The sequence below is a fragment of the Duganella hordei genome (genome assembly GCF_040369125.1).
In the GTDB taxonomy this organism is placed as follows: Bacteria; Pseudomonadota; Gammaproteobacteria; order Burkholderiales; family Burkholderiaceae_D; genus Rugamonas; species Rugamonas hordei.
On the sequence record NZ_BPWI01000003.1, the window covers coordinates 62239 to 79525 of the forward strand.

Genomic DNA, 17287 nt, shown 5'->3' on the forward strand with positions numbered 1-17287 from the left:
CACAAACCGGGCTGGCAGCCCGGTTTTTTTATTCCTCGGCAGGAGCGGCGTCGCCGGCTTCCTCGCCGTCGTCGTCCAGCTCACCAGGCTCAGCCAGCCCGGGATTCTGCTTCAGCTCGGCCTTGCGCCGGGCTTTCTCTTCCGCTTTTTTCTTCTTTTCCAACTCACGCTGCCGTTTTTCGTACGCGAAGTTTGTCTTTGCCATTTGCTACCTCTTTCAGAATTGCACTACGTAAGTCACATTATGACCGAAGTTGGTCATCCACGAGGATGATGTTGCGCATGCAAATGCTTCAGGCGCTCACGGGCGACGTGCGTGTAGATCTGGGTGGTGGAAATATCGGAGTGCCCTAACAGCAACTGTACCACCCGCAGGTCGGCGCCGTGATTCAATAAATGGGTGGCGAAGGCGTGGCGCAAGGTGTGCGGCGACAGCGGCGCCGTGATGCCTGCCTTCAAGGCATGTTTTTTAATCAACACCCAGAACATCTGCCGCGTCATCGCCCCGCCGCGTCCGGTGACGAACAGCGCGTCGTCGACCTGGCCGTTGAGGATCACGCCGCGCGCCTCCTTCAGGTAGCGCTCGATCCACACCCGCGCCTGCTGGCCGAACGGCACCAGCCGCGTCTTGGCGCCCTTGCCGGTGATGCGCAGCACGCCGTCGTTCAGACTCAGCTCCAGCATCTTCAGCGCCACCAGCTCCGACACGCGCAGGCCGCTGGCGTACATCAGCTCCAGCATGGTGCGCTCGCGCAGGCCCAGCGGCGTGGCCACGTCGGGCGCCGCCAGCAGCGCCTCCACTTGAATTTCGCTCAAGGTGTGGACGAAGCGCTGGGGCTGTTTGGCAGATACCAATTTCAGGCTGGGGTCGTCCGTGATGCGGCGCTGGCGCAGCAGCATCTGGTAGAAGCGCTTGATCACCGACAGCCGCCGGTTGGACGAGGTGGCCTTCTTGCTGTCCTCGTGGCGGGCCGCGATGTAGCCCTCGATGTCGTGTGCGCCGGCGGCCGCCAGCCCGGCCACGCCGGGCCGCATCTTTTCCAGCCAGCGGGCGAACAGGCGCATGTCGCGGCGGTAGGCCTCCAGCGTGTTCTTCGACAGGCCGTCCTCCAGCCACAGGCTGTCGCAGAACTCGTCGATCAGAGCAAGGTTGTCTGTTGCCATGCGTATTCTTTGGAACCTTCGTGCGCCAGCAGCCAGCGCTTTATGCCCAGCAGGTAGCCGTTGGGGTCGTCGCTGTTGGCGAAGCCGCCCAGGCCGGAGGCCGAGGTCACCCGGTGGCAAGGCACGACCACCGGAAACCAGTTGGCGCCGCAGGCCTGGCCAACCGCGCGCGGCGCCGAACCGATGTACCGGGCCAGTTCGCCATAGGTGCGCACGCTGCCGCGCGGGATCGAGCTGATGGCGTCCCACACGGATTGCTGGAAGGCGGTGCCGGCGCGCTTGAGCGGCAGGTCGAACTTGAAATCGGCGTCGGCGCAGTAGCGCCCGATCTGCGCCATCACCAGCTCGGCGATGGCGTCCTGTGGCGATTTCGCATCAAAATGGGGCGGCAGGTAACACAGCTCAGTTATCAGACCACTTTCCGTACGAACACCGAGTTTCCCGAATGGGAACGCTACCACGGCGGAAAAAATTTCATGCAGCTGTTGTATTTTCATCACAGGGATTTGCACCAAAAGAGAGCTAAAGTTGTCGAAATGCACCATGCCGTCGCATTCCCGCTACAGCATAAAAACCACAACATTCCGTGCCTTGGCCAGCATTGTAGAACGCCGGCCAAAAAAAAACGCACCTCGCGGTGCGTTTTCAAATCCTGCTTCACGTTCCCGGTCGTTTGCCTGTCCTCGTAGCGCGCTTGTGGCGGCTTGCAAGGGCTATAGCAACGACATTCTGTAAAACGTGTGTCTCCTCGATCTCGCCGGTATTCATTACCGTTTCTCTACACACTCCCCACCTACAATTCTTTGCTCTTGCTACCGGGCTGCATATCGATATGCATGGATCCCTGAGAGCGACGCAATCATAACGTATCTTTTTGGCTTTTTCCGCATTTTTTTCCGTACCGAGCCGCGCATGTTTTAAACATCAAACAAATTTGACGCGTATCAAGAAAGTTGTGGTATTAGCCTCGCTGTTGGCAACACTCTTGGCAAAACACCTAGTAGTACCCCTCATTGCCACGATGCCGGCAAAAATATAATTTATGGGCAAATGTCAGATTTCCTGGCATCAATAAAACCCATGAGACAACCTATGTTTACAAAAATACTGGATCATCTGGAGGAGTGGATCATCACCCTGCTGATGGCAGGGGCGACCCTGATCATCTTCCTGTCGGTGGCGCACCGCTACGGCACCGGCCTGCCCATCCCCGGCGTGCAGGACTACCTGCTGTCGCTGCACTTCGAATGGGCGCAGGAACTGGCCATCATCATGTTCGTGTGGATGGCCAAGTTCGGCGCCGCCTACGGCGTCCGTATGGGCGTGCACGTCGGCGTCGACGTGCTGGTGAGCCGGCTGCCGACCGCCTGGCGCCGCCGCGCCACCTATGTCGCGCTGATGTGCGGCATGCTGTTTACCGGCATCATCGGCACCCTGGGCCTGACCTTCGTCTGGGAAAACGGCATGCACTACGCCATCTTCAACAAGCTGGGCATGGACATGACCGACCTGACCGAAGGGCCGACCACGCCCGACCTGGAATGGCCGACCTGGTTCATCTACTCGGTGGTGCCGATGGGGTCCTACCTGATGTGCTTCCGCTTCATCCAGGTCTCGCTGATCTACTGGCGCACCGGCGAAATGCCGCACCATGACGAATCGCACGTCGAAGGACTCGACGATGCGGAAGACGACGACATGTTTGCCTCGGTCGCCCCAACCCCAGCCCACGGAGGTGCCAAATGAGCACATCGGCTATCGAACCAGGCAATGTCATGTCCAAGAAACGCGCCGCCACCTGGCTGATCGGCATCGCCGCCATCCTGCTGGCCGTGTGCGTCATCGGCGGCAAGGTCGGCATCGTGTTCGCGCTGCTGCTGGCGCTGATGCTGACCGGGATTCCCGTCTCCATCGCGCTCGGCCTGACGGTGCTGATGTTCATGTACCTGCTGACCCATGTGCCGGTCGAGGCGGTGGCGCTGAAGCTGTTCAGCGGCATCGAGAAGTTCGAGATCATGGCCATCCCGCTGTTCATCCTGGCGGGTAACTTCCTGACCCACGGCGGCGTGGCCAAGCGCATGATCAAGTTCGCCACCAGCCTGATCGGCCACTGGCACGGCGGCCTGGCGCTGGCCGGCATCATCGCCTGTGCCATGTTCGCGCTGGTGTGCGGCTCGTCCGTGGCCACCGTGGTGGCGATCGGCTCCATCATCCTGCCGGCCATGGTCAAGCAGGGTTATCCGAAGAAATTCGGCGCCGGCGTCATCATCACCGCCGGCTCGCTCGGCATCCTGATGCTGCCGTCGATCCCGAAAGTGATCTACGCGATCTCGACCAACACGTCGATCGGCGCGCTGTTCCTGGCCGGCCTGTTCCCCGGCATCCTGCTGACGGTGATGCTGTGCACCACCACCTGGGTGCTGGCCAAGAAGAACGGCTACCCGCGCATGCGCAAGGCCACCTGGGGCGAGCGCGTCAAGGCGTTCAAGGACAGCGTGTGGGGCCTGATGCTGGTGGTGATCATCATCGGCGGCATCACCAAGGGCATCTTCACGCCGACCGAAGCGGCGGCGATGAGCGCGGTGTACGCCTTCATCATCTCGGTGTTCGTCTACAAGGACATGCCGCTGAAGAAGACGCCGGAAGTGCTGAAGAAATCGGCCAGCCTGAGCGCGATGCTGCTGTACATCATCACCAACGCCGTGCTGTTCTCCTTCCTGATGGCGCACGAGAACATCCCGCAGGCGATGGCGGACTGGATCCTGGCCAAGGACCTGGGCCAGGCCGGCTTCCTGTTCTTCACCAACATCCTGCTGCTGCTGGCCGGTAACGTGATGGAACCGTCGTCGATCATCCTGGTGATGGCGCCTATCCTGCACCCCGCCGCGATCCGCCTGGGCATCGACGCCGTCCACTTCGGCATCATGATCGACGCCAACATGGAAGTGGGCCTGTGCCACCCTCCGGTCGGCCTGAACCTGTACGTGGCCAGCGGCATCTCGAAGATGAGCATCTCCGAGCTGACCGTGGCGGTGATGCCGTGGCTGCTGACGATGCTGGTGTTCCTGGTGATCGTGACCTACTGGCCCGGGCTGTCGTTGTGGCTGCCGAAGGCGATGGGACTGATGTAGCAACGTCACGCGCCGCAAGTAGCACGGAAGGGCAGGCCATCGCGGCCTGCTCTTTTTTATTCGCCGTCCGGCGGCACGATGCGGATCGGGCGGGTGCCTATCTTCGCGCCGGTCGCCTCGTCGATCGCCACCGCCCTGATCTCCGTGCCGGCTTCCTCGTCGAAGAAGCGTATCAGCTTGCCGCCGCCGCGATGCCGGCGCCCCCACTCCCCCATCACGAACAGCACCGGCAGGAAATCCTGCCCGGCCGCCGTCAGCACGTATTCCTCGCGCGGCGGGCGTTCCGAATACTGCCGTTTCTCCAGCATGCCCTCCTCCGTCAACGTCGCCAGCCGCCGCGTCAGGATGGTCGGCGCGATGCCCAGGCTTTTGCGAAACTGGTCGAAGCGCGTCAGGCCGGCATGGGCGTCGCGCAGGATCAGCATGCTCCACGCATCGCCCAGGAAAGCCACGCTGCGCGCGATCGGACAAGGATTTTCGTTGTTCATATCGTTTCGATAGTGATTTATTTTCAAATGAGTGGTACAGTCACTACGCAATCGATACTAACACCGATTACGTTGTCGCACAATCAACCACACGTGGAGAACCAACTATGAGCAAGAACGATATGGGCGTCGCCCTGGTGACGGGCGCCTCCTCCGGCATCGGGCGGGTCACGGCGCAGGCGTTGCAGGCGGCCGGCTACCGCGTCTTCGGCACCAGCCGCAAGGCGGCGCAAGCGGGCGACGGCATCACCATGCTGGTCTGCGACGTGACCGACGACGCCTCGGTGCGGAACGCGGTCGCCCAGGTGCTGGCACAGGCGGGCCGCATCGACCTGCTGGTCAACAACGCCGGCATAGGCCTGCTGGGCGGCGCGGAAGAGTCCTCCGCCGCGCAGGCCCAGGCTTTGTTCGACGTGAACGTCTTCGGCCTGCTGCGCGTCACCAACGCCGTGCTGCCCGCGATGCGCCGCCAGCGCAAAGGCCGCATCGTCAACATGAGTTCCATCTTGGGACTAATCCCCTCCCCCTACAACGCGCTGTACGCCTCGACCAAGCACGCGGTGGAAGGCTATTCGGAATCGCTGGACCATGAATTGCGCGCGGCCGGGATCCGCGTCGTGCTGGTCGAGCCGGGCGTGACCCGCACGGCATTCGAGGAAAACCTGACGCGGCCGGACCGTCAGCTGCCGCTCTACGATGCGGAGCGCAAGCGGATGGAGGAATTGATGCGCAGCTGGATAGAGGCGGGAGACGCGCCCGAAGTGGTCGCCGCGGCGGTGGTGAAGGCGGCGGCCGCGCGCACGCCGAGACTGCGCTATGCCGCCGGCAAGCAGGCCAGCCAGGTGAGTTGGCTGCGCCGTTTCATGCCCGAGTTCCTGGTGGATCGCAGCCTGAGGAAGTTCAACGGATTCCCCGCCTGAACGGCAGGGAATCCGGGATGGAGCCGACGCGTGATTACTTCGCCGCTTCCTTGTTGATCGCGGAGATCAGGTCCTTGCCGATACGGCCTTCCATATCCTTCTGCACCGGCAGCAGCGCCTTGCGCCACTCGGCCTGTTCTTTCACGCTAGGCGTATAGACCTCGGTCTTGCCGGTCTTCTTGATCGCTTCCAGCGCCAGGTCGTTGTCGCGCTGGGCGATGGCTTTTTCAAACGTCGTGGCCTCCTTCATCGCCTTGTCCAGCGCGGTGCGGATGTCCGGCGGCAGGCCGTCCCAGAACTTCTTGTTGACGATGACCGCATAGCCCAGGTAGCCGTGGTTCGATACCGTCACGTGCTTCTGCACCTCGTGCATCTTCTGCGTGTACATATTCGACGGCGGGTTCTCGGTGCCGTCGACCACGCCGGTCTGCAGCGCCTGATACACCTCGGAGAAGGCCAGCACCTGCGGGTTGGCGCCCAGCGCGCGCATCTGCGCGTCCAGCACCTTGGACGACTGGATGCGCATCTTCAGGCCCTTGAAGTCGGCCACGGAGTGCAGCGGACGGTTGGCCGACATGACCTTGAAGCCGTTATCCCAGAACGCCAGGCCGGTGATGCCCTTCGGTTCCAGCTTCTTCATCAGGCCCTTGCCGATCTCGCCTTCGGTCACGTTGTACAGTGCGGTCTTCGACGGGAAGATGTATGGCAGGTCGAAGGCTTCGAATTCCTTCACGCCCAGCGGGCCGAACTTGGCCAGCGACGGCGCCAGCATCTGCACGGCGCCCAGCTGCAGCGCTTCGAGTTCTTCCTTGTCCTTGTACAGCTGGCTGTTCGGGTACACCTCCACCTTGACGCGGCCGTTGGTGGCTTTCTCGGCAAGCTGCTTGAAACGCTCGGCGGCCTGGCCCTTCGGCGTGTCGGTGGCGACCACGTGGCTGAACTTGATGACGATGGGCGCTTGGGCGTAAACGTTGAAGCTCAGGGCGGCGCTCAGCACGAGCAGGACGGATTTCAGTTTCATGGAGTCTCCAGAGGGGTTTATAGTTACACTATTGTTTTATTCTGGAAGATTCTCACGAAACATCGGCCCGCTGGCAACTGTGGAAAACCACAATGCCCGCTCCCGGTGCCGATCGCGATACCCTGACGCCCCATGAGCAACCCGCCAGCCACGCCATCCGCCGCGCGCAGACCGTCCTCCAGCACGGCGCTGCGCTGGCTGCTGCCCATCATGCTGGTGTTGTTTTTCCTGGCGATTTTGATCTGGCTGCCGTGGCAGGCGCGCCAGATGGAAAGCAACGAGCGCCAGGAACAGCTGATCGCCGACACGCTGTGGGTCGAGCAAACCATCCGCTTCCAGCTGGGGCGCGACGAGGAAAGCCTGCGCGGCCTGGCCGCCGAGATCAGCGGCGGGCACCTGACGACGGCCCAGCTGCACGAGCGTCTGGCGCGGCTGCTGAAGAACGGCCACGAGCTGCTGCGCGTGGTGTGGCTGCACCCGGACGGCAAGCTGGCCGCCAGCAGCGACCCGCAGGCGGCGTCGGTGGAACTGACGGCCGCCTCGCGCGCCACCATGGAGCTGGCCCGCAAGACCCGGCACGCCAGCTACACCCAGCCGGAAGCGCAGACGCCCGACCAGGCCGCGGCGCCGGCTGCCGTGCTGATGGACTACCACGTGCCGCTGTACCGCGGCGACGAATACCTGGGCGACCTGGTCGCCACCTACCAGACCGCCACCATGCTGGAGGAGATGGTGCCGTGGTGGTTCGCCCAGGACAACCAGGTCTCGCTGATCGACCGCGACGACAAGGTGCTGGCGCGGCGCGCGGCGGCCGGTCCCGGCCACGGCGTCTACACCCACAAGCGCGCGCTCGACCTGCCGGGCGCCTCGATCACGCTGGTGACGGACAGCGTCAAGAGCGAGCCGCAACTGCTGCCTAATTTACTGGTCGGCTCGGTGATCGTGCTGTCGCTGGGATTGTTATGGAGCCTGCTGGCCCTGTGGGGCCACATCTCGCGGCGGCTGGCGGCCGAGGGTGCGCTGCGCCAGCAGATGTCGTTCCGCACCGCGATGGAGAACTCGCTGGTGACCGGCCTGCGCGCGCGCGACCTCGAAGGCCGCATCACCTACGTCAACCCGGCGTTCTGCCAGATCGTCGGCTATCCGGCCGAGGAGATCGTCGGCAAGCTGCCGCCCATGCCCTACTGGGCGCCGGAAGCGATGGCCGAATACCAGACCCGCTTCGCCTCCGTCCTCGCCGGCAAGGTGACGCCGCAATTCGAAACCATCTTCCAGCGTCCCGACGGCGAACGCGTGCCGGTGCTGATTTTCGAAGCGCCGCTGGTCGACAAGGACGGCAAGCAGACCGGCTGGATGGGCTCCATCCTCGACATCTCCGACCGCAAGCGCATCGAAGAACTGAACCGTCAGCAGCACGAGAAGCTGCAGGCGTCCGCGCGCCTGGCGACGATGGGCGAACTCGCCTCGATGCTGGCGCATGAACTGAACCAGCCGCTGGCCGCCATTTCCAGCTACACCACCGGCGCGCTCAATGTGCTGGGCCGCGCCGGCAGCGACGGCACGCCGGTCGATTGCGATATCCTCAAGCCGGCGCTGGAACAGGCCAGCGCGCAGGCGCAGCGGGCCGGCCAGATCATCCGCAGCGTGCATGAATTCGTCAAGAAGCGCGAGCCGCTGCGGCAGGAGATCGCCATCGCCTCGCTGCTGGACGGCATCCGCGCGCTGATCGAGCTGCAGGCGCGGCAAGCCTACGTCTCGTTCCAGACCAACATCCCGGCCGACTTGCCGCCGGTGCGCGCCGACCGCGTGATGATCGAACAGGTGCTGCTGAACCTGACCCGCAACGCCATCGAGGCGATGGCGCACATCCCGCCGCAGCGGCGCATCCTCAACGTGGTGGCGGCGTATGATGCGGCCACGGCGCAGGTCAGCGTGGCGGTGATCGACCAGGGGCACGGCATACCGAAGGAAGTGGCGGAACGTCTGTTCTCGCCCTTCTTCTCGACCAAGGCGGAAGGCATGGGCATGGGGCTCAATATCTGCCGCACCGCGATAGAATTCCACGGCGGCGCGCTGACCCACAGCGCCAATCCGCAAGGCGGAACCATATTTACGTTCGTGCTGCCTGCGGTGCTGGCGGCAACGGAACAGGAGACATAAAACAATGCTGCATATCGTCGATGATGAAGCGGTCGTGCGCGACTCCCTGACCTGGCTTGCCACTTCGCGCGGCATACCCTCGCGCGCCTACGACTCGGCGCCGCAGTTCCTCGCCCAGACCGAGGGCGGCCAGTTCGACGCCGACGGCGACTGCGTGCTGCTCGATGTGCGCATGCCGGACATGAATGGCGTGGCCGCGTTCGACCAGCTGTCCGCGCGCGGCCTGACGCAGCGCATGCCGGTGATCTTCCTGACCGGCCACGGCGACGTGCCGATGGCGGTCGATGCGCTCAAGCGCGGCGCCTTCGATTTCTTCGAGAAGCCGTTCAACGACAACCAACTGATGGACCGCGTGCAGGAAGGCCTGGCCAACTCGCGCAAGGCCGGAGCGATGGCGGCGGTGCACGCGCGCCTGGCCACGCTGTCGGCGCGCGAACGCGAGGTGCTGGACCTGATCCTGGCCGGCAAGATGAACAAGGTGGTGGCCGACCAGCTGGGCATCAGCATGCGCACGGTGGAAGTGCACCGCGCCCACATCTTCGACAAGATGCAGGTCAAGACCGCTGTTGAGCTGGCGGGGCTGCTCAAATAACCCACACCTCACGCCGCTTGATTCCCCTCAAGCGAACGCCTACTATGAAGTGACAAGATCGTCCCATGCTTACCTGGGACGAAAACAAGCGCAAGGATAACCTGAAGAGGCATGGCATCGACTTTGCCGAGTTGGAGTCGGTATTTGATTTACCGATGTACACCAACGAAGACAAGTCGGCAGCGCATTCCGAAAAGCGTCTTCGTAGCTTCTGCTTGTTTAAAGGCAGAGTCGTAGTCTTAATCTGGACCTGTCAGGGTGAGCTTACGAGACTAATTTCTTGTCGATATGGTGATAGACGTGAAACGCGAACCTACTTCCAAAATTCCCCCTTTTAGCCGTGAGGAAATCGAGGCGATCATCGCTGCGGCACCTGAGCACGTGGATGATCCCGATTGCCCATACGACACTGACGACCCAGTTGCCTTTGAAGCATACTGGTCAAACGCAAAAATGATTTTGCCTGGCGAGCACGTTTTCCAAAAAGAAGAACGCAAATCCCAGACAAGGAAATCGACGTTGACCAAGGAACAGCTGGAAGCGGCCATCGCGGCCGCCCCGGAATATGTCGATGATCCGGATTGCCCTTACGATCCGAACAACGAGGCTGAAGTGAAAGCATATTGGTCGAGAGCCATCGTCACATTCCCAGGCGAACATCCACACCAGAAGCCGCTCAGGAAATCCAAGGGATGAAGCTCCCGCACCTGAAACAGACACGACAGCCTGCAAACGCCCATTGCGGAAGTTCAACAGACCAGATCAGACTCATCACCGGACGGCAGACATCCAAGGTGGTAACCTGTCGGCCGCCCACTAAGCTGACGTAGCCGCTTGCTTGCCTATTTATGTTTGCTTGGCATCCAATAATCGACAAAGAGCAAACTTAATTCGTTCTTGTTGATATGGTTTTTGAATGGCATATATGCCTGCGACAACACTCACTGCCGCGGCAATGAGGACCAGTGCTGCTTTGAATGCCCTGAGGTTCATGGATGCTTTCTCCAGTTCGTAGATGGTTCGTTCTTTGATGGCAAACAGCGCGCTTTCAGCAATCCAACGGACTACTTCTCGCCGTGATTCGATATATGCGCACTCGTTGAGCATTGCCTGCGCCCATTCCTTACGATGCGGCGGCACTATCCAAATCGCCCGCCGAACCACAGCGCCGAGAAACCTATTGGCGTCTCTGGACATCAGGCTCGGCCTGGCGAAGGGAGTCGGGGGCTCATGCCTTCGAGCTCCGAATGCTCAATCGCATAAGAGACTCCTTCAGCATTAAGTCGATACAACTTTCTAGGCGGGCGGCCTTCATGCTGAGATGGCTCCCACTTGGATTCAAGCATGCTTCTGTCACTCAGCCGCATGAGGATAGGATAAAGTGTTCCCGAGCTGAGGCCAGTCTGCTCGGAAAGGTCATATCCGTGCTGCCATTGAACACGTTGCGACAGCAGAGCCGCAAGAAGCAACTTGGTCTGGGGAGAAGGTGATCTGATTCGTGTCATGCATCAATTCTATATATGTAGACTTAATGCGTCAAGCTCTCGCGTCGGTACTAACCCGCCAGCTTGGACAGAAAGCGCCGCATATGCGGGTCGCTTCGTTCGAAGGGTACTTCATCAAACGGAAACCACCGTATGGATTGAAATTCTTCTTCGTCATACTGAATCCGCTTTGTCCGGTCCGCATTGACCACATACCAGAGCGAGACATCCGTGTGGCCCGCGGTGAGCCCCACCGTTGTAGTGACGGTCAGCATCAGCGGGGCGCATATGGGATGCGAGGCCGCCATGCCCAGTTCCTCCGCAAGTTCGCGCGTCACGGTATCGCGCGGATGCTCGCCAATGTCGACATGTCCGCCGGGAGGCAGCCAGAGTTGGGCATTCCGATGGTCGACCAACAGCACGTGTCCACCATCCACCACCACGAAGTAAGACACGAGGTGTTTTGGTGGCGTGGCCGGTTTAATCAGGCGGTACAACTCTGCGCCTGAATCGATCCACTCAAGTGCATCGGTAATCTGGCATCGTTCCAGGTCGTCCAGGGGAACGATGGCGGACAATTCTTCGCGTATTTTATGACGCATCTGTGACTAGCCGGCCTTCTGTTTGGAGATCCACTCATCCACCATCTGCTCCAGCACCGGCAGCGGCACATTGCCGGTCTCCAGCACGACGTTGTGGAAGCCCTTGATGTTGAACTTGTCGCCCAGCGCCTTCTGCGCCTTGGCGCGCAGGTCGAGGATGCGCATCATGCCGATCTTGTAGGCGCAGGCCTGGCCCGGCATGGCGACGTAGCGGTCCACCTCCGCCGGCGGGATGCCGTAGTCGATGCCCTGCTGGCGCGTCCACTTCATCGCGTGCAGGCCGGTGTCGACCACCAGGCGGCGCGCGCGGAACAGTTCCGCATCCAGCTGGCCCAGATGGCCGACGACATCGCTGCCGTACCAGTTATTTTCAGCCGCCAGCTGCTCCGCATACAAGGCCCAGCCTTCGCCATACGCCGAGCCGACCGAGAACACGCGGTCGCGGCGATAACGCGGCAGTCCTTCGTTCTCCTGCTGCAGCGCGACCTGGAAGTGGTGGCCCGGCACGCCCTCGTGATACACCAGCGTGCGCATGCCGACGATGCGGAACACAGGCCCCGGCAACGGCGCCCAGAAGATGCCGGGACGCGTGCCATCCTTGGCCGGCCCGGTGTAGTGGGCGGCGGCGGTCTTCTCGGTGAACGGCGGCTCGCGCTTGACCACCACCGGCGCTTTCGGCGTGGCGTCGAACAGTTCTTTCGAACGCGCTTCGGCATCGCGCAGGATCTCGTCATAGCGGTTCAGCAGCGCCGGACGCGGGTCGGCTTCCTTCGGCTGCGAATCGACTTCCAGCTTTTCCATGCGCTGCTTGATGGTGCCGTCCTTGTACCCCAGCGACACCAGCAAACCGTCCATCTCCTTTTCGATGCGCGCCACTTCCTGCAGACCGATATTGTGGATCTGCTGCGGCGTGTAGGTGGTGGAGGTCATCTGCTTCAGCAGCACGGCGTAGGCCTTGTCGCCTTTCGGCAGGCGCCACAGGCCGGCGTCGTTGGTGGTGCGCGGCAGCTGCTCCTGCAGCAGCGTGCGGGTACGCAGGAACACCGGGATGATCGAGTCCTTGACGATGCCGGTCGCCTCGGCCGCGAACTTGGCCTGCTGCTCCGGCGTCACGTCCTTCAAGCCGCCCATGCGCTGCACCAGCGTGGCGACGAACACGTTGTTCTCCGGCGCGCCATCCAGGAAGCGATCCAGCTGCCCGATGGACGCCTGCGTCAAAAAGGTCGGCATCAGGATGCCACGTCCGGCGGCGCCGCGCGATTGCAGGATGCCGGTGTCCATCTTGCCGGAGACGGCCTTCAGGCGCTCCAGGTAGTTTTCGATATCGCGCTGATTGCGGATCGGGTGCGCCTGCGTCAGGAAGTTCACGATCTGCACATGCAGGCCGCCGAACTGGTTGAACACGAAGTTGTAGTCGGCGTACGGATAGGCGTCGACCGCGCCCTGCAAGCTCCAGGCGATGCTGGCGGCGCTGGCGCGCTGCTGCGGCGTCAGGTTTTTCTGGTCGATCTTCTTCAGCTGCGCCAGCGCCGCCTTGGCGCTGGCCACTTCCCCGGCGCGGAACACCACCGAGTTCGGCGTCAGCTTGCGGTCCAGCTGGTCCTGCTCACTGCCGCTGAAGTACTGCTTCTGCGTGGCCTGCTCCGGATCGTTGCGCACCTTGGCGTTGGCGACTTTGTCGGCCCAGTCGTCGAAGCTCACGGCATGTGCGGCGAGGGTAAGGGAAGCACCGGCAAGCAGCGCAATGAATCTGGTTGAAGTTTGCATGGGACGTGGGCCTTTTAAAAAGAACCGCACGAGTGTAGCGCAGTTCAAGCGTGGCAGGCCAGCGCCCATTCGACATGCTCGCGCACCAGTTCCGACGGGTCGTCGCGCCGCGCCTGCAGCGCCGCGACGATGGCCGCGTCGCCCCTGGCGCCTGCCGCCGCCGCGTTGCCCAGGCCGACGGCGATATTGCGCAGCCAGCGTTCGTGGCCGATGCGACGTATCGGACTGCCTTCCATCTTGCGGTTGAATTCTTCCTCGCTCCACGCGAACAGCTCCACCATCGAGGCGCTGCCCAGCCCATGGCGTTCGTCGAAGTCCGGCAGCACGGCGCGCTGGGCGAACTTGTTCCACGGGCAGGCGGTCTGGCAATCGTCGCAGCCGTAGATGCGGTTGCCGATCAAGGGCCGCATCTCCAGCGGTATCGCGCTTTTCAATTCGATGGTCAGGTAGGAGATGCAGCGCCGCGCATCGAGCCGCCCCGGCCCGAGGATGGCCTGGGTCGGACAGACGTCGATGCAGGCGCTGCACTGGCCGCAGTGGGCGCCGGTCGGCTGGTCCACCGGCAGCGGCAGGTCGACCAGGAATTCGCCCATGAAGAACATCGAGCCGGCGGTGCGCGACAGCAGCAAGGTGTGCTTGCCGCGCCAGCCCAGCCCTGCCTTCTCCGCCAGCGGCAGTTCCATCACCGGCGCCGAATCGGTGAACACGCGGTAGCCGAAATCGCCGATCTCCGCCTTGACCTTGTCGGCCAGCTGCTGCAGGCGGGCGCGCAGCACCTTGTGGTAGTCCCTGCCCCGGGCATAGACCGAGATGACGGCGGCGCCGGGGTCGGCCAGCCGCCGCTCCTCGCGCTCGCGCCAGTCATGTGCCCCACCCGTTTCCGTGTCCCTCGGCAGGTAGTTCATGCGGGCGCTGATCACCCGCACCGTGCCCGGCACCAGCTCTGCAGGGCGGGCGCGTTTCATGCCGTGGGCGGCCATATAGTCCATTTCACCGTGCATGCCGGCGTCCAGCCACGCCTGCAGGCCGGCCTCGGCGTGACTGAGGTCGATGTCGGTGATGCGGATTTCGGCAAAGCCCAGCTCCACACCCCAGCGCTTGATGCTGGAGGCAAGTTCGGCTAAATTGGATTCGGACAGGGACATCAGCGGTGTAGGTAGTGCGGTGGCGGTTACAATGGCTGGCGATCCAACCAACATGACATTCTAATTGATGCAGCACTTTACAGCCCATCTCCACGACGAAGCCGGCACCGCCGCCCTGGGCGCGGCGCTGGCGCGCGCGCTGGCGCCCGGCCTGGCGATCTACCTGCACGGCGACCTCGGGGCCGGCAAAACCGCCCTCACCCGCGCCCTGCTGCACGCCGCCGGCCATGCCGGCACGGTCAAGAGTCCGACCTACACCCTGTCCGAACCGTACGCCATCCAGCTGGATGGCCGCGCCGTCAACGTCATCCATTTCGACCTGTACCGCATGGGCAGCCCGGAGGAATTCCTCGACGCCGGCTTCCGCGAAGACTTCAACGGCGACAACATCTGCATCGTCGAATGGCCCGAAAAGGCCGACCGCGTGCTGCCGCCGGCCGACATCAACCTGTTTTTGACTGTGTCCGGCAACGGCCGTGATGTAGAATTGCAGGCATCCACCGCCCTGGGTAACTCATGCCTTCAACGCCTCAAATTCGCTCCCAACATGTGAGCGGCAAACCAGTCTCGCGCCGCACCGTCCTCAAGGCCGGCGCCACGCTGCTGCTGTCCGTGGTGGCGCCGATGCGCGCCATGGCGGCGCAAATCCTGGCGGTGCGGGTCTGGCCGGCGGAAGACTACACCCGCGTCACGCTGGAAAACGACGCCGCGCTCAAGGCCACCCACTTCATCGTCAAGGACCCGGAACGCATGGTGGTCGACATCGAAGGCCTGGAACTGAACCCGACGCTGAAAAGCCTGGTCGCCAAGATCCAGTCCAACGACCCGTACATCAAGCAGGTGCGCGTGGGCCAGAACCGGCCGAACGTGGTGCGCCTGGTGTTCGACCTGAAGGAAGAAATCACGCCGCAGGTGTTCACGCTGCCGCCCGCCGGCAACTACAAGCACCGCCTGATCTTCGACCTGTACCCGGTCCAGCCGGTCGATCCGATCGCCGCGATGATTGAAAAAGGCGACTGGTCCAGCGACGGCAAGGAAAAGGCCAGCACGGCCAAAACCGAGATGGCGCCGCTGAAGCCGGGCGAAGCCGACGTGGCCGCCGCCGCGCCGCAGCCGCCCAAGGAACAGCTCGAAGCGCTGAAGCCGGACACCAAGGCCGATCCGCGCGCCGAACTGAAAAACGAACTGAAGACGGCCGAAGCGCAGAGCAAGGCCAACGACAAGACCGGCAAGCTGGTACGCATGCTGACCGTGGTGCTGGACCCCGGCCACGGCGGCGAAGACCCCGGCGCCTCCGGCAAGAACGGCAGCCGCGAGAAGGACATCGTGCTGGCCATCGCCAAGCGCCTGAAGGGCAAGATCGAGGAATTCCCCAATATGCGCGTGATGCTGACCCGCGACGGCGACTACTTCGTCCCGCTCGGCACGCGCGTCGAGAAGGCCCGCAAGGTGCAGGCCGACCTGTTCGTCTCCATCCACGCGGACGCGTTCGTACAGGCGTCCGCGCGCGGCTCGTCGGTGTTCGTGCTGTCGGAAAAAGGCGCCAGTTCGACCGCCGCGCGCTGGCTGGCCGACAAGGAAAACCTGGCCGACACCATCGGCGGCGTCAACGTCAAGAACCACGACAAGCAGCTGGCCAGCGTGCTGTTCGATCTTTCCACCACCGCGCAGATCAACGATTCGCTCAAACTGGGCAAATCGGTGCTGGGCGAGATCGGCGGCATCAACCGCCTGCACAAAGGTTCGGTCGAGCAGGCCGGCTTCGCGGTGCTGAAGGCGCCGGACATTCCGTCTATCCTGATCGAGACCGCCTTCATCTCCAATCCGGAAGAAGAAGCCAAGCTGCTCGACGACGGCTACCAGAACCAGATGGCCGACGCCATCGTCAAAGGCATCCGCCGCTATTTCGCGAAGAATCCACCGCTGGCCAAGAACCGGCTGACTTAGTTAAAACAGACATTGGAAGAGACATGGCCGTAGTAACAATGACCCAGTATGGCGCCCTGCCCGCAGTACAGATCACCGCCGCCGACGGCGCCGAAGCGACGGTGTCGCTGTTCGGCGCGCACCTGCTGTCGTGGAAGACCGGCGACGGCAAGGAGCGTCTGTTCGTCAGCTCGCAGACCCCGCTGGACGGCAGCAAGGCCATACGCGGCGGCGTGCCGGTCATCTTCCCGCAGTTTAATGTGCGCGGCCCCGGCCTGCGCCACGGCTTCGCGCGCGTCAGCACCTGGCGCCTGACCAACAGCGGCGGCGACGGCGGCAAGTCCTTCCTCGAATTCAGCCTGAACCGGAGCGACCTGGCGCCGGAACACGCGCAAGCCTGGCCGCACGCCTTCGAGCTGTCCTTGCGCTTCACGCTGCACGGCGACGCGCTGGAGTTCGACTTCAAGGTGCGCAACAGCGGCGAGCAGACCTTCCCCTTCGGCGTCGCGCTGCACACCTATTACGACGTCGGCCACCTGGCGGCCACCAGCATCAGCGGCCTGCAGCACCAGCGCTACACCGATCATCACCTGAACACGCTGACGCAGGAGCACCCCGCGCTGCACTTCACCGAGAAGCACGACCGCCTGTACCAATCGACGCCGGCGCTGACGCTGAACACGGCCAACGCCACGCTGCGCCTGGAACAGCAGGGTTACGACAACTGGGTGGTGTGGAATCCGGGACAGGCCGATGCGGCCGCGCTGGTGGACCTGGCCGATGACGAGTACCTGCGCTTCGTCTGCATAGAACCGGCCCGTATCGACCAGCAGCCGCTGGATGCGGGCGCCGTGTGGACCGGCACCCACCGCATCACGGCAGATTAA

20 protein-coding genes are annotated in these 17287 nt (G+C 62.9%); 10 read left to right on the plus strand and 10 right to left on the minus strand.

The genetic code is table 11. The annotated features are described in order from the left end of the window. Nucleotides 1–28 precede the first annotated feature (28 nt). Genes ABWW33_RS08345 through ABWW33_RS08355 form a run of 3 tightly spaced genes read right to left on the minus strand, consistent with a single transcriptional unit; the run spans nucleotide 29 to nucleotide 1661 of the window. Nucleotides 29–205 (minus strand): hypothetical protein, encoded by a 177-nt coding sequence (locus ABWW33_RS08345; protein WP_176652569.1) that lies wholly within the window; start codon nucleotides 203–205, stop codon nucleotides 29–31. 53 nt (nucleotides 206–258) lie between these two features. Beyond that, nucleotides 259–1164 carry a site-specific tyrosine recombinase XerD gene (xerD, locus tag ABWW33_RS08350; protein ID WP_176652568.1) on the minus strand — a complete coding sequence of 302 codons (906 nt, stop codon included), beginning with the start codon at nucleotides 1162–1164 and terminating at the stop codon, nucleotides 259–261. Further along, the gene (locus ABWW33_RS08355; protein ID WP_353401409.1) at nucleotides 1140–1661 is read right to left on the minus strand and encodes a methylated-DNA--[protein]-cysteine S-methyltransferase; all 522 of its coding nucleotides are present in this window, start codon (nucleotides 1659–1661) and stop codon (nucleotides 1140–1142) included. Before ABWW33_RS08355 ends, xerD begins: the two co-directional genes overlap by 25 nt. A 595-nt stretch (nucleotides 1662–2256) precedes the next feature. On the opposite strand from ABWW33_RS08355, the gene ABWW33_RS08360 reads away from it, so the two are divergent. Continuing rightward, a complete protein-coding gene (locus tag ABWW33_RS08360; protein WP_176652567.1) occupies nucleotides 2257–2910 on the plus strand; it encodes a TRAP transporter small permease in 654 nt (217 codons plus the stop codon). Further along, complete coding sequence (locus tag ABWW33_RS08365; RefSeq protein ID WP_436144551.1) at nucleotides 2907–4295, plus strand: TRAP transporter large permease; 1389 nt, start codon at nucleotides 2907–2909, stop codon at nucleotides 4293–4295. Before ABWW33_RS08360 ends, ABWW33_RS08365 begins: the two co-directional genes overlap by 4 nt. 56 nt (nucleotides 4296–4351) lie before the next feature. Here ABWW33_RS08365 and ABWW33_RS08370 read toward each other — a convergent pair whose 3' ends face one another. Continuing rightward, nucleotides 4352–4783: a winged helix-turn-helix transcriptional regulator gene (locus ABWW33_RS08370; protein ID WP_353400801.1), complete on the minus strand. Its 432-nt coding sequence runs from the start codon at nucleotides 4781–4783 to the stop codon at nucleotides 4352–4354. Nucleotides 4784–4890: 107 nt separating this feature from the next. Between ABWW33_RS08370 and ABWW33_RS08375 the strand changes: the two genes are divergently transcribed. Beyond that, complete coding sequence (locus ABWW33_RS08375; RefSeq protein ID WP_176652564.1) at nucleotides 4891–5703, plus strand: oxidoreductase; 813 nt, start codon at nucleotides 4891–4893, stop codon at nucleotides 5701–5703. 34 nt (nucleotides 5704–5737) lie between these two features. Here ABWW33_RS08375 and ABWW33_RS08380 read toward each other — a convergent pair whose 3' ends face one another. Continuing rightward, nucleotides 5738–6724: a TRAP transporter substrate-binding protein gene (locus ABWW33_RS08380; RefSeq protein ID WP_176652563.1), complete on the minus strand. Its 987-nt coding sequence runs from the start codon at nucleotides 6722–6724 to the stop codon at nucleotides 5738–5740. 132 nt (nucleotides 6725–6856) lie between these two features. Here ABWW33_RS08380 and ABWW33_RS08385 point away from each other — a divergent pair, with 132 nt between their 5' ends. From ABWW33_RS08385 to ABWW33_RS08400, 4 genes are all read left to right on the plus strand, one after another. Then, entirely contained in the window at nucleotides 6857–8884 is a 2028-nt protein-coding gene (locus ABWW33_RS08385) for a two-component system sensor histidine kinase NtrB (RefSeq protein ID WP_176652562.1), read from the plus strand. 4 nt (nucleotides 8885–8888) lie between these two features. Then, nucleotides 8889–9476 (plus strand): response regulator transcription factor, encoded by a 588-nt coding sequence (locus ABWW33_RS08390; protein WP_176652561.1) that lies wholly within the window; start codon nucleotides 8889–8891, stop codon nucleotides 9474–9476. 65 nt (nucleotides 9477–9541) lie between these two features. Continuing rightward, entirely contained in the window at nucleotides 9542–9814 is a 273-nt protein-coding gene (locus tag ABWW33_RS08395; protein WP_176652560.1) for a BrnT family toxin, read from the plus strand. Beyond that, nucleotides 9777–10172, plus strand: coding sequence for a hypothetical protein (locus ABWW33_RS08400; RefSeq protein ID WP_353400804.1), 396 nt, complete (start codon nucleotides 9777–9779; stop codon nucleotides 10170–10172). The genes ABWW33_RS08395 and ABWW33_RS08400 overlap by 38 nt, the downstream gene beginning before the upstream one ends. Before the next feature lie 150 nt (nucleotides 10173–10322). Here ABWW33_RS08400 and ABWW33_RS08405 read toward each other — a convergent pair whose 3' ends face one another. The 5 genes from ABWW33_RS08405 to queG form a co-directional block, all read right to left on the minus strand. Next, entirely contained in the window at nucleotides 10323–10673 is a 351-nt protein-coding gene (locus tag ABWW33_RS08405; RefSeq protein ID WP_353400806.1) for a hypothetical protein, read from the minus strand. Then, nucleotides 10673–10981, minus strand: coding sequence for a PadR family transcriptional regulator (locus tag ABWW33_RS08410; RefSeq protein ID WP_353400808.1), 309 nt, complete (start codon nucleotides 10979–10981; stop codon nucleotides 10673–10675). The genes ABWW33_RS08405 and ABWW33_RS08410 overlap by 1 nt, the downstream gene beginning before the upstream one ends. Nucleotides 10982–11031: 50 nt before the next feature. Beyond that, a complete protein-coding gene (locus ABWW33_RS08415; RefSeq protein ID WP_353400810.1) occupies nucleotides 11032–11562 on the minus strand; it encodes an NUDIX hydrolase in 531 nt (176 codons plus the stop codon). 6 nt (nucleotides 11563–11568) lie between these two features. Continuing rightward, a complete protein-coding gene (locus tag ABWW33_RS08420) occupies nucleotides 11569–13263 on the minus strand; it encodes a DUF885 domain-containing protein (RefSeq protein ID WP_353400811.1) in 1695 nt (564 codons plus the stop codon). 110 nt (nucleotides 13264–13373) lie between these two features. Continuing rightward, the gene (gene queG / locus ABWW33_RS08425) at nucleotides 13374–14474 is read right to left on the minus strand and encodes a tRNA epoxyqueuosine(34) reductase QueG (RefSeq protein ID WP_353400813.1); all 1101 of its coding nucleotides are present in this window, start codon (nucleotides 14472–14474) and stop codon (nucleotides 13374–13376) included. 67 nt (nucleotides 14475–14541) lie between these two features. On the opposite strand from queG, the gene tsaE reads away from it, so the two are divergent. From tsaE to ABWW33_RS08440, 3 genes are read left to right on the plus strand one after another with little or no spacing between them, the layout of a single operon-like run. Continuing rightward, a complete protein-coding gene (gene tsaE, locus ABWW33_RS08430) occupies nucleotides 14542–15027 on the plus strand; it encodes a tRNA (adenosine(37)-N6)-threonylcarbamoyltransferase complex ATPase subunit type 1 TsaE (protein ID WP_353400815.1) in 486 nt (161 codons plus the stop codon). Beyond that, nucleotides 14991–16421 (plus strand): N-acetylmuramoyl-L-alanine amidase, encoded by a 1431-nt coding sequence (locus tag ABWW33_RS08435; RefSeq protein WP_353400817.1) that lies wholly within the window; start codon nucleotides 14991–14993, stop codon nucleotides 16419–16421. Before tsaE ends, ABWW33_RS08435 begins: the two co-directional genes overlap by 37 nt. A gap of 23 nt (nucleotides 16422–16444) precedes the next feature. After that, entirely contained in the window at nucleotides 16445–17287 is an 843-nt protein-coding gene (locus ABWW33_RS08440) for a D-hexose-6-phosphate mutarotase (protein ID WP_353400819.1), read from the plus strand.